Genomic DNA, 25,489 nt, shown 5'->3' on the forward strand with positions numbered 1-25,489 from the left:
TTTCCGGGAGTGCGCGTCTAAGAATGCGCTTTTCACACTCACGTCAAATTACCATTATTCTTATGTCAGGAAAGTAGGTGTTAGTGTGAAGCAATTTCATTGAAAAAGTCTGGGTTATTCCGAATCGTCGCCAGTACCTTAGCGGCTAGCCCCGTAGGATTATTACGTTTGCCTTCCCAGCTTTTGATCGTATCCACGCTGGTTCCCATTGCGCTGGCAAATTCCGCCTGAGAAACATTGAGCTTGGTACGAATGGCTTTTACATCGGCTACTTCATGGCGTGCTGTGCGGCTAGCCTCAGTGTTGCCCTGATTAATCTCAACGGCTTCCTGCAGCGATGTTTGGAGTTCGTCAAAAATGCTCATCCAGAAACTTCCTCCTTTAATTGGTGGGTCAGTGTTTTCAATGCGGCCTTTTCAGCAAGTGTTATGTTGTCCTTCATGTTCTTAGGGTAGGCCAATATCACAGATATATGGTCGCCGCCTGGTTGTCATCTGGCTGCTAACAGGATGAAAGACATGTGAGTAATGTAATCCCTGGAAAAGATAACGTATTGATAATTCTTGGTTTCCGCATTGCAGGCGCGATCCCAAAGTTTGTTTGGTTGCACTCATAATCCCTTGCTCACAGGTTAAAGTCCTACTGGGGTTTCCAGCTGTTGCAGCGTAACGGTGTGGCTCATTGATGATTCCATGTATGGCAGTAACCGTGGGCATGGCTGATACATCGCCCCAACAAAATAGTGAACCGAGTTTAGCGGTGTGGGGGCATGGGGGCAAAGCGCTGCTTAGCAGCCTTGCTCAATGATCGTAACGAGGCTTTCAGTGGCGACTGGTGCCAAACGCTCGTACACCTAGCCCATACTGCTTTGTATTCGCTTTGCAGAGATACGAAGCGCGTGTGAAAGCCTGCTCAAAGCTAGTCAGGTCACCTCGGTCGATCCAGTAGTACGGGTTATCAGGTATGTGTACCCATGGCTCTTGAGGGTTCCAAGTGATTCCCAGCGCGCTGTACCAAGCACGTGACACACGGCTGATAAGGTTCTCGTTTTGAGAGCCTGCCTTACCTGGCATGTGATACGCGTCACGATTCAGTAGGAAGAAGAAGTGATAGTGCGGCTTGCCGTTAAGGCCAATCTCCCGACACCACACGTAGCGCACCTTAGTGTCAGGCACCCAGCCAGCTTGGCGTTTACTCTCACGATCATGTTTGATAATCGCTTTAAAGGAAGCGATGAACCTTGCGATAAGGCCTTTGTGATCCTCCGGCCTCATCCGGTCACTTATCGTTGTAGGAATGACAGGATCGACTCTGAAGGCTAGCACGCGAGGGTAGTCAGCGAGAGCCTTGTGCATTGTATTGTAAAGGGCCTGAAGGTATTCATCGGCCATTGGGAGGTGTTTCACTTGGAGAGCAAGCCCGTTGAAGGTAGGAGCAGCGTTCAAGCACAAATTAGCGTTTGATGGGTGTCGTTGAAGCATTTTAATTACCTCGATAGTGAGATCGACCCATGCCTTCGGAGGCATGAGCATGTATGTCAGGCACGACGAAGCCTCCAGCGGAGGCTGGATTCATTGAGACGGATACGTGTGGATGGCTACCTTTACGCTCGCTACTCAGGTACGGGGCTTGATGCCCCTTCCATTACCCTTTGATTTAACTAATTGATTTAAATAATAATAATTAAACAAGGTTCTTGGGAATGGGTAGTGACCGATAGGTACTGATGGTTGCTGGTGGGAGTGAGTCGCCGTTAGCGAATAATCACTCTTCAATTAAATGAGGAAAGGTTGAGTTACTTCAGCACTACTTGATCTCTGCGCTCGATGCTTTCGCAGATCCAGGCTTCCACCTCGCGCTCGACCCAGGCAACAGCCCGAGTGCCCAGCTTGATGGGCTGAGGGAACTGCCCAAGGTTGATGTACTTGTAGACCGTCGATCTAGCCAGCCCGGTGCGATCCATGACGTCTTTGATGCGGATGAGTCGGTTGCTCATGACGAACTCCTGTTATTCGTTCATGAGATGAGGCTGGTGAGTATTTTTTAATTGGAGAGTGACTTTGGCTACTGGTGGTCATGCGTCGCTCGGCTCTTGAGCGTCAGACTCTGTGCCATCATCTGGCTCATCATTGATAGCTGAAAGGCAATCCTGATGATGTGTTTGCCAATAGGTTTTTAGATCCTCGCTGACAGGGCTGCGGGATATAGTGGTCGTTGGCTCTTTACCGGCATCTTCGGAACGCAGGCCATAGCTACGTAGTTGAAACGCGGGTAAGGTCGAGCCGTTAGGTGAATTGGGAAAAACAGGCACAAGCATGTAGGTCATTGCTTCGTCGTCTCCGTGTCCATTACGGATGATGTCACGCTGAAGCTGTTTGGCTAGGTGATGTGACAGGGCATAAAACAGTAGCGCCAAGGGGTGATAAGAGAATTGTTCTGTTATTGGTTCTACTGTGGGAGGCTTATCGTCCAAGGCCTTTGTATAGTTGTCTGCTTTTTCAGACGCCCATTCTGACTCCTGCTCAGGTTTCGTTTCGATCACATATTCAGGCGTTATGCCTAAACGACGAGCAGTCGCCACTATAACGTCATGTTGTGGCTGTTCAGGCCCGGAACAACCTTCTTTCAATTCATTCCAGGAGGAAGTTAGCAGACGACAAGTATCGATATGAACACTGGTAAGTAACCAGTTTGCATCCTCCACATCGTAGCGCTTAAGAAGTTCTTCAACGCCACCTTCTAGATAACGTGTGCTTGGCAGCATTGATAGCGCCAGGTCAAAAACCATTTTGATTTCGTTGTATCTCTCTTGGTATTTTTTAGCCTCGCGATAAGGATCATGCTCTCGTTTTGATTCATCCTTAGTATCGTCTGACACGGTACTATCAGAACCCTTGTTGGCATTGTACTCCTTCAACAATGCTTCGATTTGCAAGCTGCATACCCCTGCAGTCATCACTGCATCCACTATTCCACCGACTAACTCCGTTCTTTTTATTTCACCTTTTGTTGATTCCGTTACCTCGGGTTTGGTGCTTGAAGGCGGCGACACAATTGTAATGGGCGTTCTTGTGTGTTTTCCAAATGAGGGGTGGGCTAAATCAAGCAGATAAATAGAGGTTTTGCGTTTTTTAGCTTGGTGTGAGTATCGCCCTGGCTCATGGTGAGCAACGATACCTAAATCGACCAATTTCTTCAGTTGCCTATCTATGCGGGAGCGTGACATCCCAGTGAGGTGACGTATTGTTGATATTCCAAGGCTGGTTATTACACCTGGCGTATCAGCATGAGCTAGCAACACCATTAATAGCCACCGGTTAGGCAAGGTCAACCTTGAACGGCGGCGACGTCCATCTCTTACCAGATCCTTATTTTTATTTTCAGCAGATAGTAGGGTCGTTTTGGTAAGTGTGGCTATTTCTTCTACGTGGTGCGTAGAAGACAACGGATACTTCTGTAGTTCTTTCACAAACTTTGCTGATAAACGATAACGTGCCGCTGGCCGTCCTGGTCCTTTAATAGGTAGGCGCTCAATCTCAATAAACTGGTTTTGCCTTTCTCCGTGTTTTTTTATGAGACAACCCCAGGCTCGACGGCCTTGCGCATACGTCATGCCTAGGCTCATGAAGAGATCCTTCAAAGTGCCATCAAAGCTCTGGTCAGCGCCTATCACAGACGCCCACTGCATCAGTAGCCATCGTTCTTCGGGCGTTAGGCGAGCGTTCTTGTAGGTCAGAATGGATGTGTGCATAGCATGCAGCTTACGGCATTCTACAAAAAATAAAAATCCGATTTCACGGACTTTTATCGATTCATTTTTTTACGTTGTTCTATTACATTGTAATTAACCATTGAAACCGTACATTGCATGTGTACAATGTATTTGACATGTGACAGCCGACTCAAAAAAATTAGATATATCTAGGCGGATGCAGACTCTGAGCGCAACACACTCATTGGAGGGTTGATGGGCTTTCATGGTACTTGGCCATCAGTTCACTCATCACCTCTATCGGACATTTAAAATCAAAGCGTTTTCGAGGTCGCATATTCAATTCCAGGGCAATAGCATCCAGCTCTTCCTGGCTATGCACCGATAGGTCCGTTCCTTTCGGTAAATATTGACGGATCAGGCCATTGATATTCTCGTTGGCGCCCCGTTGCCAGGGGCTGTGGGGATCGCAAAAATAAATCGCTACGCCGGTATTCTGAGTGATCTCCGTATGCTTTGCCATTTCGCGCCCCTGGTCATAGGTCATGCTTTTTCGAGCAGTGGTCGGCATCCGGTTCAAGGCGGCGCTGAAGCCTGCTACCGCTGAGGTAGCGGTAGCGTCGGCCATTTTGGCCAGGATCAGATAGCCACTACTGAGCTCTACCAGCGTGCCAACAGCAGACGCATTATTCTTGCCCTTGATCAGATCACCCTCCCAGTGGCCGGGCATTTCACGCTTACTGACCTCGGGTGGGCGTAAGTGAATGCTGACCATGTCAGGAATCTGGCCACGCCGATCCACTTCGCCACGGCGAGGCTTGCGTGTCGTTTTACCTTGCCGCAAGCAGTGAATCAGCTCCTTGCGAAGGTGACCAACAGGCAGAGCATAAATGGCTGTGTAGATCGTCTCTCGACAGACGTAGGCATCGCGCAAATCAGGTAGTTTCATCACCTTGAGCTTGCCGCTAATTTGTTCGGGAGACAAGCGTCGCCGCAACATATGCACGATGAGATCAAACCGTTCGGTGCCTGGCAAAAGCTTACGCGTAGGACGACAGGACACTCGACGCTGTTCTCGCTGACGTTGGGCATGCCGGGCACAGTAACCGTTCTGGTCCATTTGGTTACGGCGTATTTCACGCGAGATGGTTGAAGGCGCTCGCCCCAGAAGCTGGGCAATATGCCGAAGGCTCATCCCTTGGGCGCGACCCACCTGGATGCTGGCGCGTTCTTCAATGCTGAGTTCGAGGTAAGACATGGGGCAACACCTTAGCGAAATACTCAGGTGTTGCACTCAGTTTCTGCGGCCAAGCTAATTCACTAGTGGAAATTGTTCATGACTCAACCTTTCGATTGGATCGTAACTCGTGATCCTGCTCAGCTGGAGTGGATAGCTAGTTACTTGGCGCGTAAGATTTTCAAAGGTTCTACGGCGTTCATTTCGGTAAAACCGCCTGCTGAGTACGGTTATGTTGAGATGGCTAAAAGCTTGAAGAAGCTTCCTGATGAAGCTGAATATCGAGAAGCCAGCAGGCAAATGAAAGGAGCCTGGAATACGTACCAATACCGTAAGAAGAATGGCAACCCAGTCTCTCTTCAAATCCCAGAGAAAAAAATAAAGCAACTAAAGCTTTTAGCGAAAAAGCGTAAACAGTCTCAAGCACAAACACTCAGCGATCTTATTAACGAGGCGCTGGGAAAAAAGAATTTTATAGCTAAAGAAACCAGCAATTTAAGCGATTCGTTTTTAGATATAGCACAACAATATATACATCAAAGTGACGTGGATAGTTTGATCGATGAATTGATGAACGAAATCAACCACCGCTGTAGCCTTGAAGTACTGAAGAACGGAGGAGATCCATCTAAAGACTTTAACCTACGCACCATTTATTTTAAATTAGTCAGAGAACGCGTTACAGAGCTAGCAACTACAATCTCTATCATGCAGTCTCCTGACGGCTCTATAAACCCTGAAACACTTGAAAAAGCCTTAGAAAAAGGTTGTAAATATGGCTTTTACTACTACTAAAAAACGCCAATCATTAAAACTTTAAGATGGCAACCTGAAATTCAGCAATATCGTCACACTTAACACTTACATCAACCTAAACATAAAGACTGCCTATTTCGTGAAATTCCACAGAGCAAACACAGTTCGGCTTATTACAACTTGATTAACGGAGGGCTCTTATTAACGTGATGAGCACGTACCAGACAGGGCAAAATTAACAAAAATCGCAGTTCAAGAAGTGTAAATAAAAGTTTTAATTCTATTTTAACGAATCATGGTCAAACTCAATATTTAGCTAGAGGTTTCAGAGAAAAAACCAAGCTCTTTAACCTCTATGGAGAATACAAAAGCCCTTACTAAGACCACCTTATCGCTCACTTTAAAAATGCAAACACACGCTCCTGGTGGTATCAAAAATAACACTAAAGTCCGCACGATGGCCTAGAACGTCATTGGCGATTCACAATTAATTCGATTTCCTATTTAGCGTTGGTTGAGGCTATTGGCTGGGTTAGTGATAATCCACTGCTGAGTCCCATGGTAATCCCCCCGAAAAACAGCGGTGATCGAAAGTAGAATTTTCCGTAAGCTACACGCAGGGAGATTCTGCATGAAGAAGTCACGTTTTTCCGACAGCCAGATTCTGTCGATCCTGAAGCAAGCCGAGAACGGCGCCCCGGTTCCGGAGCTGTGCCGTGAGCACGGCATGAGCAGCGCCAGCTTTTACAAATGGCGCGCGAAGTTCGGCGGAATGGACGCATCGATGATGGCCCGTTTGAAAGAGCTGGAGGATGAAAACCGCCGGCTCAAGAAGATGTATGCCGAAGAACGGCTGAAGGCTGACATCCTCAAGGAAGCCATCGAAAAAAAGTGGTGAAGCCGTCTCGTCGCCGTGAGATGGCGCAGAAGGCCGTCACTGAGAAGCGTGTCAGCATTCGCCTGGCGTGTTGGATGTTCAGCATCAGCGAGACCTGCTATCGCTACCAGGCCAAGCTCAGCAGCGAGAATGCCGAGATTGCCGACTGGCTGATTCGATTGACCCATAATCAGCGGAACTGGGGCTTTGGTCTGTGTTTCCTGCATTTGCGCAATGTGAAAGGCTTTGCCTGGAATCACAAGCGGGTGTACCGGATTTACCGGGAGCTGGAACTGAATCTGCGCATCAAGCCCAAGAAGCGCCTGGTTCGTGAAAAGCCGGAGCCTTTGGCTGTGCCGGACACGATCAACGACAGCTGGTCGATGGACTTCATGCACGACCAGCTCAACGACGGACGCAGTTACCGGCTGCTGAATGTGATCGATGACTTTAACCGCGAAGGCCTTGGCATTGAAGTGGACTTCTCGCTTCCGGCAGAGCGTGTTATCCGATCACTGGAGCAGATCATCGAATGGCGGGGCAAGCCTCGTTCTATTCGCTGTGACAACGGCCCAGAGTACATCAGTGGCAAGCTGGCGACCTGGGCGGAGAACCAAGGCATTGCTTTGGCGTTTATCCAGCCCGGCAAACCCCAGCAAAATGCCTATATCGAACGCTACAACCGAACGGTGCGTTACGATTGGCTGGCACAATATCTATTCGACAGCACCGAAGAAGTCCAGGATTATGCCACTCGTTGGCTCTGGCACTACAATCACGAACGACCCAATATGGGACTCGGAGGGATTACCCCTCAACAGAAGTTGGCTATGATGGCCTGAGGTCTACTTTTGAACCCCGCTAAAAATGGGGGGATTACCCCATGAAAACCATAGCAATCAAAGCAATAACATCAATACTGTGAAAAAGGTGAAGCCATTAAATTCCAAAAGTATTTTAGATTACCCTTGAACCCTGGATTCATAGAATAACCGCAGCACTTTGGATCACACAGTAGAGGAAGGAGGGCCAGCGCCGGTACCCTCTCGACTTTACCGACCAAAGTGAAGCAGAGAATGGGATACCGACAACTGACCCAGGCCCAACGATACCAAATTTTCGCTTACCTCGAGACTGGCATCAGCCAGCGACAGATAGCCAAGGCTATTGGGGTTCACAGCAGCACCATTAGCCGGGAGATAAAGCGCAATGGGCTTACTGCTGGCTATGCGCCTGAGCAGGCTCAATTGAGAAGTGATCAGCGTCGACGCAGCGCCTGGAAAGTGACGAAGCGACTGCCCAGCCTAATTCGATGGGTCACTGATCAACTGATGGACGAATGGAGCCCCCAGCAAATTAGTGGCTTCATGGCGAATGCCAACGGCGTTTGCGTAAGCCATCAGTGGATCTATGCGTTAATCTGGGACGACAAGAAACACGGCGGCGAATTATGGAAGCGACTCCGCTTACCACACCAGCGGCGCTATCAGCGCCGATTGGCCAAGCATGCGGGATTGGGCAAAATTCCACACCGGGTAGGTATTGAACAACGTCCCGCCGAAGTGGAAGAAAGGCGCCATATCGGCCATTGGGAAGGCGATACGGTGCTCAAGGGCCACAAAGAATCCGGCCTGGTGACCCTGGTCGAGAGACGCAGCGGATACCTCTTGGCAGCGCGCCTGCCGACAATCACGGCCACAGGAACGGCCAAAGCGATGACCCGGTTATTAAAACCACGCCGAGGTGCAGTGCAGACCATCACCTTGGATAACGGTTCGGAATTCGCCGAGCACCGACAGGTTGCCAAGGCCGTCTCGGCCAAGACCTATTTTTGCGACCCGTACCGCTCATGCCAGCGTGGCACCAATGAAAACACCAACGGACTGATTCGCCAATATTTCCCGAAAGGGACGGACTTCCGAAAGGTGAGCGACTCAGCACTGAGGCGAGTCGTTGCCAAGCTGAATAATCGCCCCAGAAAACGCTTGGGGTATCGGACACCGGCACAAGTGTTCCTGGGAGAGTATTCAGGAGCGCTGGAAACCGCGGGTGCTGCGCTTAATGTTTGAATTCAGGACTATTGAAGTGCCCCTTCGTAGCTGCACAGGTTATAGTGCAGCCATCAGGAGGACGTTATAAACCAACCCAGCTTGATCAATACTGAGCTGGTCAGCCAAGTAAAACTAGCCTTGGAGCACTCTCCTACATACGGCTATCGCCGTCTGGAGTGTGAACCGCAAGCCTATACAGCACATCTTTCGACTGAAGGTTTGGCAGGTACGCAAGCGGCCTCAAGACTTTCGGTCTTGAGCCAGGAGCCTACCGTCAGCTTCCTCAAGGACGGATGAGCGTTGGGCAACCGACTTGTCACACTATGGTGTAGTAAGGATAGGTAGCCTAACGGTCATCATTGACTGCTGTACACGTGAGATCCTCGGCTGGCGGTTATCGGTCAACGGCAGTAGCAAGACGGCTGAGGCGGCGTTGGAAGAAGCGCTGATCTATCGTCTGGGAGCGCTGGGGCGTGTTCACTCATCTCTGGCACTGCGCTCTGACAACGGTCTGGTGTTCAGCAATCGGCACTACACGAGCACCGTCAGGGCCTATGGACTGAATCAGGAGTATACAACGCCCTACACACCAGAGCAGAACGGCCTAGTGGAAGGCTTCTTTCGCTCCTTGAAAGAGGAGTGTATTTGGGTACACCGATTTGAATCGCTGGGTCCAGTATTACAACGAAGAACGGCCACATCAGTCATTAGGCTATGTGGCACCCAGAGCACACCCAGCATTAGCAGCGTAGGGTGTGCAGGAACTTGGTAGCATTACAGAATTAACTAAATTTGCTACTTTTATCAAAGCACGCTTTCGTTCCTCATAATAATCATACCGATCATAGACGCCTTCAACACCTTTCAGCTTATGATTCAAACAGCGCTCAGCCACATGGCTAGGTACGCCGGTCTCAGCCAACAGACTGCGGCAAGTGCGCCTAAGGTCATGCACCGTAAACTCGGGTAAATCACCCATTCTATTTTCAGGTTGCTGCTTCTTGCCTGGTTCTTTACCAAATAGCTTAGCAATGGCGCGATTGAGTGTATCCCTGCCCATATGGGGCTGCTTACTGCTACGACGGCTAGGAAATACGTAAGGTGAACCACAAGCACGGATGTGAAGCTCCTCTAACCACTCGACTGCTTGTGGTGGCAAAGGAATCGCCATTCCCACACCCGATTTGCTGCGCTCTCCGGGTAAGTTCCATTTCGCATTGTTCAAGTCAAATTCTGACCACGTGGCTTCAGTGAGCTCTGTTTTACGCACTCCAAGCACAACAAGCAGTGCGCATGCGAGATAGTTGTCACGCGTAAAGCTAGTGCGATTTTCTCTGAAAACCTCAAAGGCAAACCTGAGCTCTTCAACGCTAAGTGCTCTATCACGGCTTTTCTCGACCCCGCCCGCATCGTTGACGTTGAAAGCAGACGCAGGGTTATAGGTCAAAAACCCTAGCTTGATGCCATGGTTAAATAGCTGTTTTAAGTACATCAAGGCGTCATTTGCAACGGTTGGGCGACCGCTGTTAGTTACCCTTCTGATAATGGTACGCACATCCATAGGGGTAACGCTAGCCAGCGTTAGCGAACCGATGGCAGGAGCAATATCCTTTTCAAAGACGCGTTTAGGGATGTTGGGATGCTTGAGTCGCTTCTCGAGCTCCTGATACCAATCGTCAAACAGATCCTGCACCGTGCTAATGGTTATTTTTTCTTCACGTACGCGCTCTACAAGAGGGTCTGTACCGCTACGAATGGCTTTCTGAGTCTCAACCACTTGCTCACGAGCTTCGAGCAAGGAGAGTTCAGAGCATTTACCCAGTGTCATACCGCGACGCTTACCCGCGAAGGTGTAGCGGCACATCCAATAGGCCGCTCCTGACTTCGGAATCATCAAGTACAAACCGTTGCCATCACCGTAGCGCCCAGGCTTGGCTTCTCTGATCAATGATTGAATTTTCTTGGCAGTAAAACTCCCCATCGCTCTTCTCCCCCCCTCCGCCAACGTCTAAAACCATATATTTATTTATATTTCAAATACTTATATTAATATTGGGTAGCAAAACCTCAGAAATACGCCCATCTGGTGGATAGCATGGCATTTTACTACCCACTTTACTACCCACTTGGCGGTGGATTAAGCGGGATTTCGGTGGACGAGCATAGACACTAATTTTATTAAAAATATATAAAACAGTATTTTATAGAATTAAAAAAACGACCATAGGCATCACTCAATATTCTGAATCTGCTCCCGCATCTGCTCGATCAGCACCTTCAACTCCACCGCGCAGCGGGTCGTCTCTGCTACCACGGATTTTGACGAGAGCGTATTGGCTTCGCGGTTAAGCTCCTGCATCAGGAAGTCCAGGCGGCGGCCTTTGGGGCCTTTTTGGGCGAGCTGGTGGCGCACTTCTTCAATGTGCGCGGTGAGGCGGTCTAACTCTTCGTCCACATCGGCTTTTTGGGCCACCAGTACCAGCTCGGCTTCCAGGCGTTGGGGGTCGAGTTCGGTTTTGGCGACCTCTAAGCGCTCTAGCAGCTGGGCGCGCTGGCGTTCCAAAATCTGCGGCAGCAGGTTGCGTACGGTGGCCACCTGCTCGCTCACTGCGTCTAGGCGGGTGGTGATCATCTCGGCCAGTTTTTCGCCTTCGCGGGCACGGGCGTCGATCAGCTCATCCAGCGCTTGGTTAAAGAGCGCTTTGGCGGCGGCTTTGATGGCGTCTTGGTCGAGGTGCTGGGTTTCCATCACGCCGGGCTGGTTGAGCAGTGCCAGCGTGGTGGGCGGCACGGCGCTGGGCACCTGCTGCTGAATGGCAGCCAGGGCGTCTGCAATCTCTTTTAGGCGCTGGGCGTTCACTGCCGGTGCTTGGGCGGTGTCGGCGCTCTCGAACCGCACGCTGCACTCTACCTTGCCTCGGGCCAGGCGCGTGCGCAGTGCTTCGCGCAGCACCGGCTCTAAATCCCGTAGGCTTTCATGGAGGCGAAAGTGCGGCTCTAGGTAGCGCTGGTTCACCGAGCGAATCTCGACCTGCAGGGTGCCAAACGGGGCGGCCTGCTCGGTGCGGGCGAAGGCGGTCATGCTGTGTACGCGGCGTGAAGCGGCCATAAGTCGATGCATCCTTTCCATCAATGTGATGCCGAACAGTCTAACCGATAGGTCCATCCGCGCACGCTTAGACGTGTACAATAGAGGGCTTTTCCACTTTAAACATGATGTGAGGTGCTATGCGTCCTGATGTAGTTCGCCCCAGCGGTCGCGAGGCCGACCAGCTCCGTGATATTCGCTTAACCCGTGATTACACCCGCCATGCGGAAGGCTCCGTGCTGGTGGAGTTTGGCGATACCAAGGTGCTGTGCAACGCGAGCGTGGAAGCGGGCGTGCCGCGCTGGCTGCGCGGTAAACATCAGGGCTGGATTACTGCCGAATACGGCATGTTGCCCCGCGCGACTCATACCCGCAGTGGCCGCGAAGCGACCCGTGGCAAACAGGGTGGCCGCACGCTGGAGATTCAGCGCCTGATTGGCCGCAGCCTGCGTGCGGCGGTGAATTTGAAGAAGCTGGGCGAGTTCACCATCACCGTGGATTGCGATGTTATCCAGGCCGATGGTGGCACGCGCACGGCAGCCATTACCGGTGGCTGCGTGGCGCTGGTGGATGCGCTTCGCTACCTGCAGCGGGAAAAGAAGATCAAAGGCGACCCCTTCAAGCAGTTGGTCAGCGCGATCTCGGTGGGCATCTACAAAGGCGTGCCGGTGCTGGACCTGGATTACCCCGAAGATAGCAAAGCCGACACCGACCTGAACGTGGTGATGACCGAAAGCGGCGAGCTGATTGAAGTACAGGGCACGGCGGAAGCGGGCGCGTTCAACCGCAAAGAGCTGAACGCGATGCTGGATTTGGCCGAGAAAGCCGGTGATGAACTGCGTGAGAAGCAGAGGGAAGCGCTGGGGATTCGCGGTTAAGGGAACTCGGTATTACGGAGCCCTGAAACGCAACAGGCCAGCGGTAAGCTGGCCTGTTGGCGGTGCGACGCGGGAAGTAGCTAACGCTTAAAGCGCTAGATCATACTCAACGATCAGCGGTGCGAACTCAGAGAAGGTCGCATCGTAATCAATCCACGCGTCCACCACGTGACGACGGAAGTTGGGGCCGACCAGCTGGTAGTCGATCCGCCAGCCTTCTTGACGGTCACGGGGCACGTCTTGGTCAAGTTTTGGCCACCAGGTGTACTCGCCTGCATCGCGATTGATTTCGCGGAAGGTGTCGATAAAACCGGTGGGGCCAAGCACCTGATCCATCCAGGCACGCTCTTCCGGGCGGAAGCCGGAAGTGAGCTGGTTGTCCGACCAGTTGGCCAAATCGATGGTTTTGTGGGCAATGTGCCAGGTACCGCAGATGATGTATTCGCGGCGTTTGCGCGACATCTTCGTCAGGTACTCCTGGTACTGCTCCATAAACGCCTGTTTGGCTTTTTGGTCACTGCCATCAGGCATCAGGAAGGTAGCAATACTGAAGCGGTCGTAATCCGCCTGCAGAAAGCGCCCTTCGTGGTCGCACTGAGGGAACCCCAAGCCGTACATGATGGCTTTGGGGATTTTGCGGCAATAGAGTGCCACACCGGAGAAACCATCTTCCTCGGCATCCAGGAAGTAGCCTTCGTAGCCTTCCGGATAGAGGATGTGGTCACCCAGTTCAAAACTTTTCGCCTTGATGTTCTGCACGCAGACCACGTCGGCATCCTGCTGAGCCAGCCAGTCCAGGAAGCCACGGTCGACGGCATCACGTATACCATTGACATTAATGCTGGCAATTTTCATAAATCGTCCCTTTTGCGTCGCTGCTGTATGATACCCGACGTTTAGACGTTTGGGTAAAGGCAGCGAGTAAAACTTGCCATTTACCCTACTTTTATTGTTGCTTTCGTGCCGATTGAAACCTACCGCTTAGTGAGGAATGCCGTGGCCACCACTCTACAACCCTACCAGCGCGATTTCATTGCTTTTGCCATTGAACAGGGCGTACTTAAGTTTGGCGAGTTTACGCTGAAATCTGGCCGCGTTAGCCCCTACTTTTTCAATGCTGGGCTGTTCCAAACCGGTCGGGCGCTGGCCAAACTGGGCCGCTTTTACGCCCAGGCGATTGTGGATAGTGGCTTGAAAGCCGACGTGCTGTTTGGCCCGGCCTACAAAGGCATTCCGCTGGCGGCGGTCACCGCGGCGGCGCTGGCCGACCACCACGACCTGGATATGCCTTACTCCTTCAATCGCAAAGAGGCCAAAACCCACGGCGAAGGCGGCAACATTGTGGGTGCGCCGCTTTCAGGCGATATCTTGATCATCGATGACGTGATCACCGCAGGCACCGCGATCCGTGAAGTGATGAGCCTGATCGAGCAGAGCGGTGCCCGTGCCGGTGGGGTGATCATTGCCCTGGACCGCCAGGAGCGCGGCCAAGGCGAACAGAGCGCCATTCAAGAAGTACAGGCCCAGTACGGCATGCCGGTGGTCAGCATCGTCACCCTTGAGCAAGTGCTGACGTATCTTGAAGAGCACGCAGGCGGCGAGATGCTCGCCTACGCCGATGCGGTACGCGCTTACCGCGACCAATACGGCATTGCCGGGTAAGTCTAGATCTCGAGGGCGCCGGCGTAATCCTGCTGGCGCCACGCTTCATAGCTCACCACCGCTACCGCGTTGGAAAGATTCAAACTACGGTTATTAGGCTGCATGGGGATGCGCAGTTTATGCTCCGCCGGAAGCATGGCGTGCACGTCTGGAGAGAGCCCGGCGGTTTCTGAACCGAACAGCAGTACATCCCCCGGTGCGAAGTTAGCATCGCTGTGGGCGCGGGTGCCCTTGGTGGTAATCGCCCAGATAGTGCGCCCCTGCATGGCGGTGTAAAACGCCGTAAAATCTGCGTGGCGGGTCACGTTGGCAAGGTCGCGGTAGTCTAAACCAGCGCGGCGCAGCTTTTTCTCTTCGAGATCAAAGCCCAGCGGCTCGATCAAATGGAGACGGCAGCCGTTGTTCGCCACTAGGCGCATAATGTTGCCCGTATTGGGAGCCATGCGCGGCTCGAATAGCGCTACTTCAAACATCACCACCTGCCTATGAGTTACCTGCTGTATTTGCCTGCTGCGCCTTCGTCAGCGCCGCTGATTGTAATAGAAATTGCCCTGAAACACTTGTAGAGGTCACCCTGCGCCATGACGCCCCAACCGCCAAAGAGCATTCTTAGCCGTATCAAAGGGCTCAACCCACGCCAGCAAGAAGCGGTGCGCTACATCGATGGCCCTTGCCTGGTACTGGCGGGCGCGGGGTCGGGCAAAACCAGCGTCATCACCACCAAGATTGCCTACCTCGTGCAAGAGTGTGGCATGAGCGCACGCAAAATTGCCGCGGTGACCTTTACCAACAAGGCCGCTCGGGAGATGAAAGAGCGGGTGGGCCAGATGCTAAAGGGCAAAGAGGGCCACGGGCTGACGGTCTCTACGTTCCACAACCTGGGGCTCAATATCATTCGCGGCGAGCTGAAAACCCTGGGCTACAAGCCGGGGTTTTCGCTGTTCGACCCGGAAGATGCCAAGGCGCTGCTGCGGGATTTGATGAACAAGGATGCCCAGGTCGATGCCGAGCAGATCAACGCCGTGCAGGCCAAAATTTCGACCTGGAAAAACGACCTGGTGCTGCCAGGGGATGCGCTCTCGTTCGCGGCCGACGATGACGAACACTTCGCCGCGCGCGTCTATGAAGCCTACGTTCGCCACCTGAAAGCCTACAACGCGGTGGATTTCGACGACCTGATTCTGCTGCCGGTGGTGCTCTTACAGCGCGACCCAGAGGCGCTAGCCCGCTGGCGGCGTAAAATCCACTACATGCTGGTGGATGAGTATCAGGACACCAACGTCTCCCAGTACCTGCTGGTAAAGCTGCTGATGGCGGAACGGGCTACCTTTACCGTGGTAGGCGACGACGACCAGTCGATTTACGCGTGGCGGGGCGCGCGGCCAGAAAACTTGGTTACGCTGGGGGAGGATTTCCCTCGTTTGAAAGTCATCAAACTGGAGCAGAACTACCGCTCCACCGGCACTATCCTGCGCGCCGCCAACACGCTGATTGCTAACAACCCCCACGTCTACGACAAAACCCTGTGGTCGGATATGGGCGACGGCGCGCCGATTCGCGTGGTGGTGAATCGTCATGAAGAGGCCGAGGCCGAGCGGGTCGCTAGCGAAATGCTCACCCGGCGCATTAAAGAAAAAGCCGAATGGCGGGATTTTGCGGTGCTCTACCGGGGCAACTTCCAGGCACGGCTGCTGGAGCTAAAGCTGCAGCACTACCAAATTCCGTACAAGCTCTCCGGCGGCACGTCGTTTTTCTCTCGTAACGAGATCAAAGACGCCATGGCGTACCTGCGCCTGCTGATTAATCCCGCCGACGACAACGCCTTTTTGCGCATCGTCAACGTGCCCCGCCGCGAAATTGGCCCCGGCACGCTGGAGAAGCTCGCCAACTATGCCACTGAGCGCTCGATTTCGCTTTTCGCCGCCTGCCATGAATTAGGGCTTGAGCAAACCCTACCTACCCGCGCCGTGGAGCGGTTATCACGTTTTACCCACTTTATCGATGGCGTGCGCAAACGGATGGACCAGGGCGATGCCATTGCCGCGATCCGCGACATGCTGCGGGATATGGATTACGAAGCGTGGCTCTACCAAAACGCCAGCGCCCCTACTATTGCCGAGCGGCGCATGGCCAACGTGTGGATATTGATTGATCAGTTGGAGAAGTCGCTGAACCGCGACCCGGAAGACGCGACAGATTCCACCGAAACAGAAACCGACGGGGTGGAAGCGGCCATTTCGCGCCTAGTGCTGCGGGATATTCTCGAACAGCAGGCAGAGGAGGATGACTCGGATCGGGTTCAGCTGCTCACCATGCACGCCTCCAAAGGGTTGGAGTTCCCCCATGTGTATCTGATGGGCCTGGAAGAGGATTTGCTGCCCCACCGCAACGCCATCGAGATGGATACCGTGGAGGAGGAGCGCCGCTTGGCCTACGTGGGTATTACCCGCGCACGGCGTACGCTAACGCTGACGCTGGCCCGCCAGCGCAAGGCGTATGGCGAACTGATGGACTGCCAACCCAGCCGCTTTTTGGATGAGCTGCCCGCGGATGATTTGGAGTGGGAGGGCCGCGCCGATAAAGAAGACCCGGAGAAAAAGCAGGCACGCGGTAAAGATGCGATTGCCGGGCTGCGCTCGCTGCTGGGATAAGCGGGCAGGGCAAGCGCGATGTATCGCACAAAAAAATATCCACAGGGAGTTTGGAGCACCCACCTGTGGATAGTTTATGGCGCTTGGCTTACCCGCCCATGAGGGCGGGCCGCTCGCCTTTACTGTGCTTGCGAGACCATGTAATCCACCACGGCCATGATCTCTTCATCGGAAGCGCTGCTGCCACCACGCGGCGGCATCACGCCTTTACCGTTGAAGACGCTTTGGTAGAGTGCGTCGGTACCCTGCTCAATACGCGGGCCCCAGGCTTCCGCATCGCCCAGCTTCGGTGCACCGGCAACACCAGCACCGTGGCACGCTGCACAGCCAACGCTGGCGTAGAGTGCTTCACCGTCTAAACCGCTGTCGCCACCGGCAGCTTCTTCTTCATTGGCGGCGGCGGCTTCGCTCGCAGACTCTTCTTCTGCAGCGTCGTCGGCTGCTGCCATGTCGTCGCTCGCGCCCTCTTCAGAGGCTTCTGCTGCGGCTTCTTCTTCACCGCCCCCTAGCTCAGGCACTTCCATGACGGGCTCGACCATATAGGCAACCGCGGCTTCCATCTCTTCATCAGAGAGGTTCGGGTTGCCGCCACGGGCAGGCATCGCGCCAATACCGTTAATGGCGTGGTCTAGCAGGGTGGCAAAGCCTTGCTCGGTACGCTCTGCCCAAGCGGCTTCGTCACCGCGTACCGGCGCACCGGCCGCGCCGGTTTCGTGGCACGCCATACAGACGTTGTTGTAGATACCCTCGCCATCTACTTCACCATCACCGCCACTGCTAGAAGCCGCGGGGGCTGCTGCCGTGCCGCAGTCTTGGCCTTGAAGGCAGAGTTGTCCTACCGGCGCTAGGCGCTCAGCGATTGCGTTACGCGCTGCATCTTGGGCATAAGCACCGGATGTGCCTGCCATGACGCCGAGGGCCGCCAGCCCGCTCATGATCAGCTTAGATTTCACTCTCACCACCTCTTGAGTTTTATGTAGTAAACGCGTTGCGCTTCAAAACGAGTGCGTCCGTTTTTTGCTTATGCTGGATACCTAGCGCTTGGAGACACCGCTCTTACCAGGGTGCGGCCGTGCCACTTCCGATGGACGCTGCCACCGGGGCACCGAAACGCCAAGACATACGTATAGAGTTAGTATACCGAGAACATAAAGGGTAAGAAAATGCTACTAAGCGCGGCAATTCAACCCACGGCCGCCATACGCGGGTCGAAAGCCCGTTTCAGTACCAACCCAGGAGGCGCTCACGTCCCAGCGATTCGAAGCCCGTCTGGTCGTATACCCGCCTAGCCGGCGTGTTCTGCGCATCTACCGTCAAACTGAGGTAGTGTGCCCCTGATTGAGCGGCCAAGGTTTGCGCATGGCGAACGATGGCTCGTCCTAATCCTCGCCCCCGCCAGTCGGGCAGCAACCCCATCAGTTGCAGGCTCCAGTGCGAAGAAAGGGTAGCGAGCAGCAATACTCCTACCGGCTTTTCTTGGTGTTCCAACCAATACCAGTGCGGCGGGTGAGCCGATGCCGCTTGGGCTTGGAACCCCGCTAGCAGCGTCTTCACCGGCAGCGCGTCGCGCAGCGCCGGGCAGTCCAACGACGCTTCCCCTACTCGCGCCAACAGCGCATGCTGCTCGGCCAGGGGTAACGTCGTGAACGGGCGTAATCCTAGCGATGCCTGGGGAGCAACGGGGGGTTGGCACGTCCATACACGATGCTCCAACGTAGCCATGGCCCGCATCCCCCCATTGACTAACACGTCCTCCCACGCGGCCCACGGCGCAGGTAGCGCCACATGGCAAAGCGTGATGGGCTGGCGATGTACCCACCCTTGCAAGGCACTCAGCAGCGGTGGGACAGCAGCGTCGTTGTGCCGGGGGAGCCATAGCTGCGCCGTGTGGTTCGCCAGCGGCTGCACCCAGGCGACCGCGCGTATGTGTTCGTCTTCCATCGCGACCCACAGGCCGCGCCAAGCGTCCGCACTGGCCGTGGTGAGGGCATGTTGCAACCCAGCCTGAAGGGCAGGATCGTGGACGGCGGCCAGATGCAGCAGGGCTTCACGCCGCTGGTGCTCTGGACAGGGCTGAACGACAATGTGGCTGAGTAACGAACAACGTGTCATGTTAGATAACCGGGTAATTTGAAAAAGCCCCTATGCGTCAAGGAGGGTTCATCCCACGTTATGCGCCTCTTATTAGTAGAAGACGACCCCAGCTTAGCATCGGGAATTCGCATCGCCCTAAAACCCGAACACTATACGGTGGATCATCTTACCGATGGAGATGCGGCGCTTAGTGCTCTTCAAAGCGAACCCTTCGATGCAGTGATTTTGGACCTCGGTTTACCTCACGTGGACGGCATGGACGTGTTACGGACGATTAGGCGCCTGGGCAGCCAAGTGCCCATTTTAGTGCTCACTGCCCGTGACGCCGTGGACCATCGCATCGAAGGGCTCGATGCGGGGGCCGATGATTACCTCACCAAACCATTTGAGGTGGATGAACTCAAGGCGCGTTTACGTGCCCTGCTGCGTCGTAGCCAAGGTCAAACCAACGGCGTGCTCAAATTTCGTGGTATTAGCCTGGACCCTCAAACGCTGATCGTGACGTACCAGCACCAGACGGTTCCCCTCTCACGCCGTGAGCTCGCGCTTCTGCAAGAGTTCATGAGCCATCCTGGACGTGTCTTTACCCGCGATACGCTCACACGGTTGATTTATGGATGGGAAGAGGATGTCGAGAGCAATGCCATCGAGGTCCATATCCACCATTTACGGCGTAAGCTGTTTCCCGATGTGGTGCGAACGGTACGAGGAATCGGCTACGTCATGGATAAACCCGAGTAGGCCGCTCCATGACATCCATTCGCCGCCGCACGTTAGGCCTCGTCCTGCTCGTCTTTGGCATTAGCATGCTGATCATTGGCTACATTAGCTACCGCTATGCCGCGCGCGAAATCGAAGCGTTGCACGATAGGAGCTTGGCGCAAAACGCCGCGTTGTTAGAGGGACTACTGCAAGCCCCGCTGCCTGCGCACGATCAGTCGTTGCTTATTAAAAGCCTGGAAACGGCGCTCTCAGCCCCCAATCAGCGTGCTGCAACGCCTTTAGACGGCAGCTTACGTGAACTGGCCTTTCAACTCTGGGAAGAGGACCGTCTGCTGCTACGCTCTGCCAGCGGACCCAGCACGCCACTGGTGCAGCAACCCGTTGGCTACTCGACGCTGACGGTGGATGAGTACGCTTGGCGCGTCTATGTGCTCGACGTACCTGGCAGCACCCAACGCGTGGTGGTCAGCGAGCGCGCAGACGTGCGCGGTGAGCTGATCAGCGCCGTGGCGCTGCGTACCCTGCTGCCCGATTTGATTGGGCTACCCTTTTTGACGCTGCTGCTATGGTGGTCCATTGGTTGGGGGCTGGCCCCCCTGTCTCGCATGGCAGAGCAGATCCGTAACCGCGACCCGCACAATCTAAAACCGTTACCGCTCTACCCGCTGCCTCAAGAGCTGGGCACCATTGCCGGAGCGTTGAACCGGCTGCTGGAGCGGCTGCGCCAACTGCGCGTGCGCGAAAAACGCTTCATTGCCGACGCCGCCCACGAGCTGCGCACTCCGCTGGCCGTGCTGGATCTTCACGCCCAAAATGCGCTGGCGGCCGAGAACGCCGAAGATCGTGAAGAGTCGCTTCATCACCTGCGCAGCGGCGTCGCCCGCTCGACACGGCTGGTCTCCCAACTGCTGACCCTGGCCCGCCTCGACCCCGAAGAGGAGCCGCTGCCTGAGCTGCGCTACGCCAACGTGCTGCTGGAAACCCAGGAGACACTGGCAAAGCTCTCGCCGCTGGCCGCCGAGCGCCAGCAGCAGTTACTGCTCACTGCCGATGACCACGCCGATTGGCGTATGGAAGAGGAGCCTGGTGCCATTGAAACCTTGGTACAGAACTTGGTCGGCAACGCCCTTCAGCATGCTCCCGAGCAGAGCACCATTACCGTGACCCTCGAAGCCGCCCCGCAAAGCATTACGCTGATGGTGGACGACCAAGGCCCCGGTATCCCTGCCGAAGAGCGCAGCCGGGTGATCGAGCGTTTTCAGCGAGCGGGCCCAGGTGCCGGTGCGGGGCTGGGGTTATCCATCGTTGAACGTCTGGTCAAACGCCATGAGGGCCAATTGCACTTGGAGGACGCTCCGGGCCGCGGCCTGCGCGTTCGAGCAGTATTGGCAAGAGAGGCGCTGACACTGCGCCATGCGAAAGAATGAGAAAAAATGTAACGTCGGCAGGCTCTTAAGATTGTGATAAGAATTCCGTGCAAATGTGAAGGTACAGAGCAGGCGCGTAGTGAATGACCTGCTTCTTCACAACCACGGAGGTACCCCACGATGAACCAATCCCTGCACTCCCATAAGCCGCTCGTTCAGTTTGGTGCTACCCCGCTACTCACGACCCCGGTACCCAAGCAGCTCACTCCTGAAAGCCCGGCCATGTCGGTACTCACCGACTTTACCCACGTCATGCCGCAATCCATCGCGGGCGACACGCCCATCGATGAGGCTCATTTGAAAATGCGTCATGGCGGTATCCGCCTGCTGTTCGTGATGGACAAACAGTCTCACTGCGTGGGCGTGCTCACCGCGAAAGAGGTCATCGGCACCCGGCGCATCAACCTGGCCATGCAGCAGCGCAATTTGGAGCGCTCCGAAGTGACGGCCGCGATGATCATGACGCCTTGGGAGAAACTCAGCGCCATGCCGCTGGAGCAGCTCGCCTCGCTCACCATCGAAGACCTCGTGCTCTCGATGGAAAGCTTTACCGAACAGCACCTGCTGATCACCGAACGCAAGCCGAACGAAGAGCTGAGCGTGAGAGGCATCATCTCCGCCACCGATATTCAAACGGTGATGGGAAGTCGAATCCCAGCCAAGCTTCCAACGACGGTGGTCCCCATGGCTCGCAGCTTCGCCGATATCTGCCAGGTGATTACCGGACACGACCTGTAACCCTCGCAAGGCACATTACCCGTCAGAATTTAATCGCTTTATTACGCAAACGCCCCTTATCGAACCGATAAGGGGCGTTTTTTGCCTAGCCATATGACTAGGCAAACGTCCAAGCGACGCTTAGAACAGGTTGGCGTTGATCAGCAGATGCGCTGCAATGCTGGCGGCGTAGCCCAACAAAATGGCGGGCACCCAACGCAGATGGACCGCGAAGGTGTAGATGCCTCGAGCTTGGCCCATCAGCGCCACCCCGGCAGCAGACCCCATGGAGAGCAGACTGCCCCCCACCCCTGCCGTCAGAGTAATCAGCAGCCAGTTGCCTTCCGACATATCCGGGGCCATGGAGAGCACCGCGAACATCACTGGGATGTTATCCACTACCGCTGAAATCAGCCCCAGCACGACGTTGGCCCAAACCGGGTCCCAGCCGCCGTAGAGCGTCTCTGACAGCAGGCTCAGGTAGCCCATGAACCCAAGGCCACCGACACACATCACGACCCCGTAGAAGAACAATAGCGTGTCCCATTCGGAGCGGGCAATTTTGCTGAAGATATCGAACGGCACCACGCTGCCTAACTGCTCGAGCTTCTTCCAGTCGCCCCGGCGTGAGTAACGCTCACGTTTGCGCTCCAGCGAGCGGGGCAGACTGCGACGCAGGTAATAGCCAAAGAATTGCAGCAGGCCTAGACCAAACATCATGCCCATGGCGGGCGGTAAGTACAGAATCGAGTGGCACAGCACCGAGATCGCCACGGTGATCAAGAACAAAACGATGATGCGCCGGGCACCACGCTTCAACCACACGTTTTCGATCAGCGCAGCGGGCTGACGATTGACGATGAAGAAGTTCATGATCACCGCAGGCACCATGAAATTCACGATCGCGGGCACCAACAGCGCGAAGAAACCTTCGAACGGCACCTGACCGGCCTGCCATACCATCAGCGTGGTGATATCGCCAAACGGACTGAACGCACCACCCGCGTTGGAGGCCACCACCACGTTCACGCAGCACAGGCCGATGAACTTGTTATCCCCCTCGGCCACCTTCAGCACCACGGCACACATCAGCATGGCGGTGGTCATGTTGTTGGCGATGGACGAAATACCGAAGGCCAAACAGCCGGTAATCCAGAACAAGCTGCGGTAGCTAAACCCCTTACGCACCAGCCACGCGCGTAGTGCATCGAACACGCGACGCTCTTCCATGGCATTGATATAGGTCATCGCCACCAGCAGGAACAGCAGCAGCTCGGTGTACTCGAGCAGTGTCTCCTTGAAGGCGCTCTCTGCCTCATGGGGCATACCCGCCTGCACGTAGACCCACGCCACCATAGCCCAGATCAGGCCAGCGGCCACCAGCACGGGCTTGGATTTACGCATGTGGATGATTTCTTCACTCATGACCAGGGCATAGGCCAGAATGAAAATAGTGACGGAGGCAATACCGGTCAGGGAGGCGGTGAGATCGAGAGGGCCGGCAGCAGCAAAGGAGAGCGATGGAAAAGCGAATAGGCAGAGTGCGGTCAACAACCAAGCAACGCGGCAAGCAGGATGCCGAGTTGCAAGGGCGTTAGGTGGTTTCATAGCAGCGTGATCCTGGCAGGGTTAAAGAATACCGCCACGATAATAAGCACACTAACTATGTGCTGCAACGCAGCGATGGCGCATAAGATGCGGCCATTTGCCGCATCTTGTAAAGCGCTTTATTCATCCAATTGCAATTATTTGTGACGCACCGATCATTCGACGGTCACGCTCTTGGCAAGGTTACGCGGCTGGTCCACATCGGTGCCTTTCAAGACCGCGACATGGTAGCTCAGCAGCTGTAGCGGCAAGGTGTAGAGCAGAGGAGCCAGCGCTTCGTGGACGTCTGGCAGCTCCAGTACGCGAATGTCGTCTTGGGGGCTGATGCCTACCTTGTGGTCGGCAAACACGAACAGTTGCCCCCCTCGGGCGCGTACTTCCTGGAGATTGGATTTCAGCTTTTCCAGCAGGTCATCGTTGGGGGCTACCGAGATGACAGGCATCTCGCTATCCACCAGCGCCAGCGGGCCGTGTTTTAGCTCGCCGGCCGGGTAGGCCTCGGCATGGATGTAGGAGATCTCCTTGAGCTTCAGTGCGCCTTCTAGAGCAATCGGGTAGTGCGCTCCACGCCCCAGGAACAGCGCATGATGCTTTTCAGCGAACGCCTGGGAAAGCGCTTCGATTTGCCGGTCGAGCCCCAGCACCTGCTGACAGATCGCGGGCAGCGTCTGCAGGGCACGAATGATCTCTGGCTGCTCGGGCTGGCCCTTCGCTTTGCTGACGGACAGCGTCAGCAGCATCAGCGCAATCAACTGGGTGGTGAAGGCTTTGGTCGAGGCCACGCCGATTTCGGGGCCTGCGCGGGTCATCAGCGACATGTCTGACTCCCGCACCAAGGAGCTGCCGGGTACGTTGCAGATCGCCAGCGAGCCAACATACCCCAGCGTCTTGGCAAAGCGCAGCGCCGCCAGCGTATCGGCAGTCTCCCCGGACTGAGAGAGCGTTACGAACAGCGTGCCTTCCGGCACGACCGGATGACGGTAGCGATACTCGGACGCCACCTCGACCTGTACCGGTACCCCGGCGTAACGCTCCAGCCAATAACGCGCGACCAAGCCAGCATGATAGCTGGTGCCACAAGCGATGATATGCACCTGGCGCGTCTTCTGAAACAACGCCTGGGCGTCCGGTCCAAAGCTTTCGACCAGCACGCTGCTAGCGCTTAGCCGTCCTTCCAGGGCGGCTTCGATGACCTTGGGCTGCTCGAAAATCTCTTTGAGCATGTAGTGACGATAGTCACCCTTGCTGGCCGCACCGTCGCCGTGTTCGAACGTTTGCACGGGGCGCTCGACCGGGTTGCCTTGCCGGTCGACGATGCGAAGGGTGCCGCCCTCACGAAGCTCGACCACGTCGCCCTCTTCCAGGTAGATAAAGCGATCGGTGACCTGCAAAAGCGCCAGCGGATCCGAGGCTAGAAAAGCTTCGTCGATCCCGACCCCGACGACCAGCGGGCTGCCTTGGCGTGCGCCCACCACCACCTCAGGTTCGGCTGCGCTCATCACGCCGAGCGCGTAAGCGCCACCCAGGCCATGCACGATCTCTTGGGTCGCGTCGAACAGCGTCTTCCCCGTGGCGAGTTTTTCCGCCAGCAGGTGGGCGATCACCTCGGTATCGGTGTCCGAGGTGAAGGCATAGCCGCTGCCTTGTAGCGTCTCTTTGATCTGCTCGTAGTTTTCGATGATGCCGTTATGCACCACGGCCACGTGATCGCTACTGTGGTGCGGATGCGCATTGGCCTCGGAGGGTTTGCCGTGGGTGGCCCAGCGGGTGTGGGCGATTCCGCTGTGGCCCGGCAGCGCTTCGGCATCCAACCGCTCGGCCAACGCCGAGACTTTGCCCAAGGCGCGGTGCCGTGTTAAGTCACCGCCGTTCAGCACCGTCATGCCAGAGGAGTCGTAGCCGCGATACTCCAAGCGTTTAAGGCCTTCCAGCAAAATTCCCTGCACATTGCGCTGTGCAACCGCTGCGACGATGCCACACATAACTCTTTCTCCTAGGGCGTTCTCAC

General features: G+C 55.1%; 22 protein-coding genes and 2 pseudogenes. 11 read left to right on the forward strand and 13 right to left on the reverse strand.

Annotated features, from left to right (window positions below; genetic code table 11):
- Positions 1-80: 80 nt before the first annotated feature.
- The 5 genes from nadS to AB6K10_RS03400 form a co-directional block, all read right to left on the reverse strand.
- Positions 81-365, reverse strand: a complete 285-nt coding sequence (gene nadS, locus AB6K10_RS03380) for a NadS family protein (RefSeq protein ID WP_039181156.1) — start codon at positions 363-365, stop codon at positions 81-83.
- A gap of 456 nt (positions 366-821) precedes the next feature.
- Positions 822-1,532, reverse strand: coding sequence for an inovirus Gp2 family protein (locus tag AB6K10_RS03385; protein WP_153843652.1), 711 nt, complete (start codon positions 1,530-1,532; stop codon positions 822-824).
- Between the two features lie 263 nt (positions 1,533-1,795).
- The gene (locus AB6K10_RS03390; RefSeq protein ID WP_153843651.1) at positions 1,796-1,996 is read right to left on the reverse strand and encodes an AlpA family transcriptional regulator; all 201 of its coding nucleotides are present in this window, start codon (positions 1,994-1,996) and stop codon (positions 1,796-1,798) included.
- Positions 1,997-2,074: 78 nt separating this feature from the next.
- Positions 2,075-3,625 (reverse strand): helix-turn-helix domain-containing protein, encoded by a 1,551-nt coding sequence (locus AB6K10_RS03395; RefSeq protein ID WP_219862300.1) that lies wholly within the window; start codon positions 3,623-3,625, stop codon positions 2,075-2,077.
- Between the two features lie 328 nt (positions 3,626-3,953).
- Complete coding sequence (locus tag AB6K10_RS03400; RefSeq protein ID WP_339117990.1) at positions 3,954-4,970, reverse strand: IS30 family transposase; 1,017 nt, start codon at positions 4,968-4,970, stop codon at positions 3,954-3,956.
- 78 nt (positions 4,971-5,048) lie between these two features.
- Between AB6K10_RS03400 and AB6K10_RS03405 the strand changes: the two genes are divergently transcribed.
- The 5 genes and pseudogenes from AB6K10_RS03405 to AB6K10_RS03425 all read left to right on the forward strand — a co-directional run.
- Entirely contained in the window at positions 5,049-5,744 is a 696-nt protein-coding gene (locus AB6K10_RS03405; RefSeq protein ID WP_153843649.1) for a hypothetical protein, read from the forward strand.
- Between the two features lie 592 nt (positions 5,745-6,336).
- Positions 6,337-7,424 (forward strand): IS3 family transposase gene (locus AB6K10_RS03410; RefSeq protein ID WP_305948193.1). Its coding sequence is split into 2 segments (ribosomal slippage): positions 6,337-6,589 and positions 6,589-7,424, totalling 1,089 coding nucleotides; the frame shifts between segments, so codons are not numbered across the junction.
- 234 nt (positions 7,425-7,658) lie between these two features.
- Complete coding sequence (locus AB6K10_RS03415; RefSeq protein ID WP_339117985.1) at positions 7,659-8,651, forward strand: IS30 family transposase; 993 nt, start codon at positions 7,659-7,661, stop codon at positions 8,649-8,651.
- 280 nt (positions 8,652-8,931) lie between these two features.
- Positions 8,932-9,298 (forward strand): annotated as a pseudogene (locus tag AB6K10_RS03420) (transposase); the annotation flags it as partial.
- Positions 9,293-9,382 (forward strand): annotated as a pseudogene (locus AB6K10_RS03425) (integrase core domain-containing protein); the annotation flags it as partial. The pseudogenes AB6K10_RS03420 and AB6K10_RS03425, both read left to right, overlap by 6 nt.
- Here AB6K10_RS03425 and AB6K10_RS03430 read toward each other — a convergent pair.
- Together AB6K10_RS03430 and AB6K10_RS03435 are read right to left on the reverse strand one after the other, a co-directional pair.
- Positions 9,346-10,614, reverse strand: a complete 1,269-nt coding sequence (locus AB6K10_RS03430; protein ID WP_153843648.1) for a site-specific integrase — start codon at positions 10,612-10,614, stop codon at positions 9,346-9,348. The pseudogene AB6K10_RS03425 and the gene AB6K10_RS03430 sit on opposite strands and share 37 nt — an antisense overlap.
- A 249-nt stretch (positions 10,615-10,863) precedes the next feature.
- A complete protein-coding gene (locus AB6K10_RS03435; RefSeq protein ID WP_339117991.1) occupies positions 10,864-11,742 on the reverse strand; it encodes a YicC/YloC family endoribonuclease in 879 nt (292 codons plus the stop codon).
- Between the two features lie 119 nt (positions 11,743-11,861).
- Between AB6K10_RS03435 and rph the strand changes: the two genes are divergently transcribed.
- Entirely contained in the window at positions 11,862-12,599 is a 738-nt protein-coding gene (gene rph / locus AB6K10_RS03440; RefSeq protein ID WP_339117992.1) for a ribonuclease PH, read from the forward strand.
- An 87-nt stretch (positions 12,600-12,686) separates the two neighbouring features.
- Here the strand turns inward: rph and AB6K10_RS03445 are convergent, their stop codons facing one another.
- A complete protein-coding gene (locus AB6K10_RS03445; RefSeq protein WP_054640729.1) occupies positions 12,687-13,454 on the reverse strand; it encodes an exodeoxyribonuclease III in 768 nt (255 codons plus the stop codon).
- Between the two features lie 141 nt (positions 13,455-13,595).
- Between AB6K10_RS03445 and pyrE the strand changes: the two genes are divergently transcribed.
- Entirely contained in the window at positions 13,596-14,261 is a 666-nt protein-coding gene (gene pyrE, locus AB6K10_RS03450) for an orotate phosphoribosyltransferase (RefSeq protein ID WP_253018725.1), read from the forward strand.
- A 2-nt stretch (positions 14,262-14,263) separates the two neighbouring features.
- On the opposite strand, the gene AB6K10_RS03455 is transcribed toward pyrE, so the two are convergent.
- Positions 14,264-14,734 carry a tRNA (cytidine(34)-2'-O)-methyltransferase gene (locus AB6K10_RS03455; protein ID WP_305947238.1) on the reverse strand — a complete coding sequence of 157 codons (471 nt, stop codon included), beginning with the start codon at positions 14,732-14,734 and terminating at the stop codon, positions 14,264-14,266.
- A gap of 108 nt (positions 14,735-14,842) precedes the next feature.
- Here AB6K10_RS03455 and rep point away from each other — a divergent pair, with 108 nt between their 5' ends.
- Positions 14,843-16,912 (forward strand): DNA helicase Rep, encoded by a 2,070-nt coding sequence (rep, locus tag AB6K10_RS03460; RefSeq protein WP_305947237.1) that lies wholly within the window; start codon positions 14,843-14,845, stop codon positions 16,910-16,912.
- Between the two features lie 119 nt (positions 16,913-17,031).
- Here rep and AB6K10_RS03465 read toward each other — a convergent pair whose 3' ends face one another.
- Positions 17,032-17,865: a c-type cytochrome gene (locus AB6K10_RS03465; RefSeq protein WP_339117993.1), complete on the reverse strand. Its 834-nt coding sequence runs from the start codon at positions 17,863-17,865 to the stop codon at positions 17,032-17,034.
- A gap of 268 nt (positions 17,866-18,133) precedes the next feature.
- Complete coding sequence (locus tag AB6K10_RS03470) at positions 18,134-19,024, reverse strand: GNAT family N-acetyltransferase (RefSeq protein WP_339117994.1); 891 nt, start codon at positions 19,022-19,024, stop codon at positions 18,134-18,136.
- 60 nt (positions 19,025-19,084) lie between these two features.
- Between AB6K10_RS03470 and AB6K10_RS03475 the strand changes: the two genes are divergently transcribed.
- The 3 genes from AB6K10_RS03475 to AB6K10_RS03485 all read left to right on the forward strand — a co-directional run bounded on the left by AB6K10_RS03475 (position 19,085) and on the right by AB6K10_RS03485 (position 21,894).
- A complete protein-coding gene (locus AB6K10_RS03475) occupies positions 19,085-19,747 on the forward strand; it encodes a response regulator transcription factor (protein WP_339117995.1) in 663 nt (220 codons plus the stop codon).
- Between the two features lie 8 nt (positions 19,748-19,755).
- Positions 19,756-21,156 carry an ATP-binding protein gene (locus AB6K10_RS03480; RefSeq protein WP_253018730.1) on the forward strand — a complete coding sequence of 467 codons (1,401 nt, stop codon included), beginning with the start codon at positions 19,756-19,758 and terminating at the stop codon, positions 21,154-21,156.
- A gap of 120 nt (positions 21,157-21,276) precedes the next feature.
- On the forward strand, positions 21,277-21,894 hold the full coding sequence (locus AB6K10_RS03485) for a CBS domain-containing protein (protein ID WP_339117996.1): 618 nt from the start codon (positions 21,277-21,279) through the stop codon (positions 21,892-21,894).
- A gap of 120 nt (positions 21,895-22,014) precedes the next feature.
- Here AB6K10_RS03485 and nhaD read toward each other — a convergent pair whose 3' ends face one another.
- Both nhaD and glmS read right to left on the reverse strand, forming a co-directional pair.
- Entirely contained in the window at positions 22,015-23,481 is a 1,467-nt protein-coding gene (nhaD, locus tag AB6K10_RS03490; RefSeq protein ID WP_159343631.1) for a sodium:proton antiporter NhaD, read from the reverse strand.
- A 155-nt stretch (positions 23,482-23,636) separates the two neighbouring features.
- The gene (gene glmS, locus AB6K10_RS03495) at positions 23,637-25,463 is read right to left on the reverse strand and encodes a glutamine--fructose-6-phosphate transaminase (isomerizing) (RefSeq protein WP_285264074.1); all 1,827 of its coding nucleotides are present in this window, start codon (positions 25,461-25,463) and stop codon (positions 23,637-23,639) included.
- Between the last annotated feature and the right edge of the window lie 26 nt (positions 25,464-25,489).

Origin of the sequence: Halomonas sp. BMC6 (assembly GCF_964204995.1) — a bacterium.
Lineage (GTDB): Bacteria > Pseudomonadota > Gammaproteobacteria > Pseudomonadales > Halomonadaceae > Vreelandella.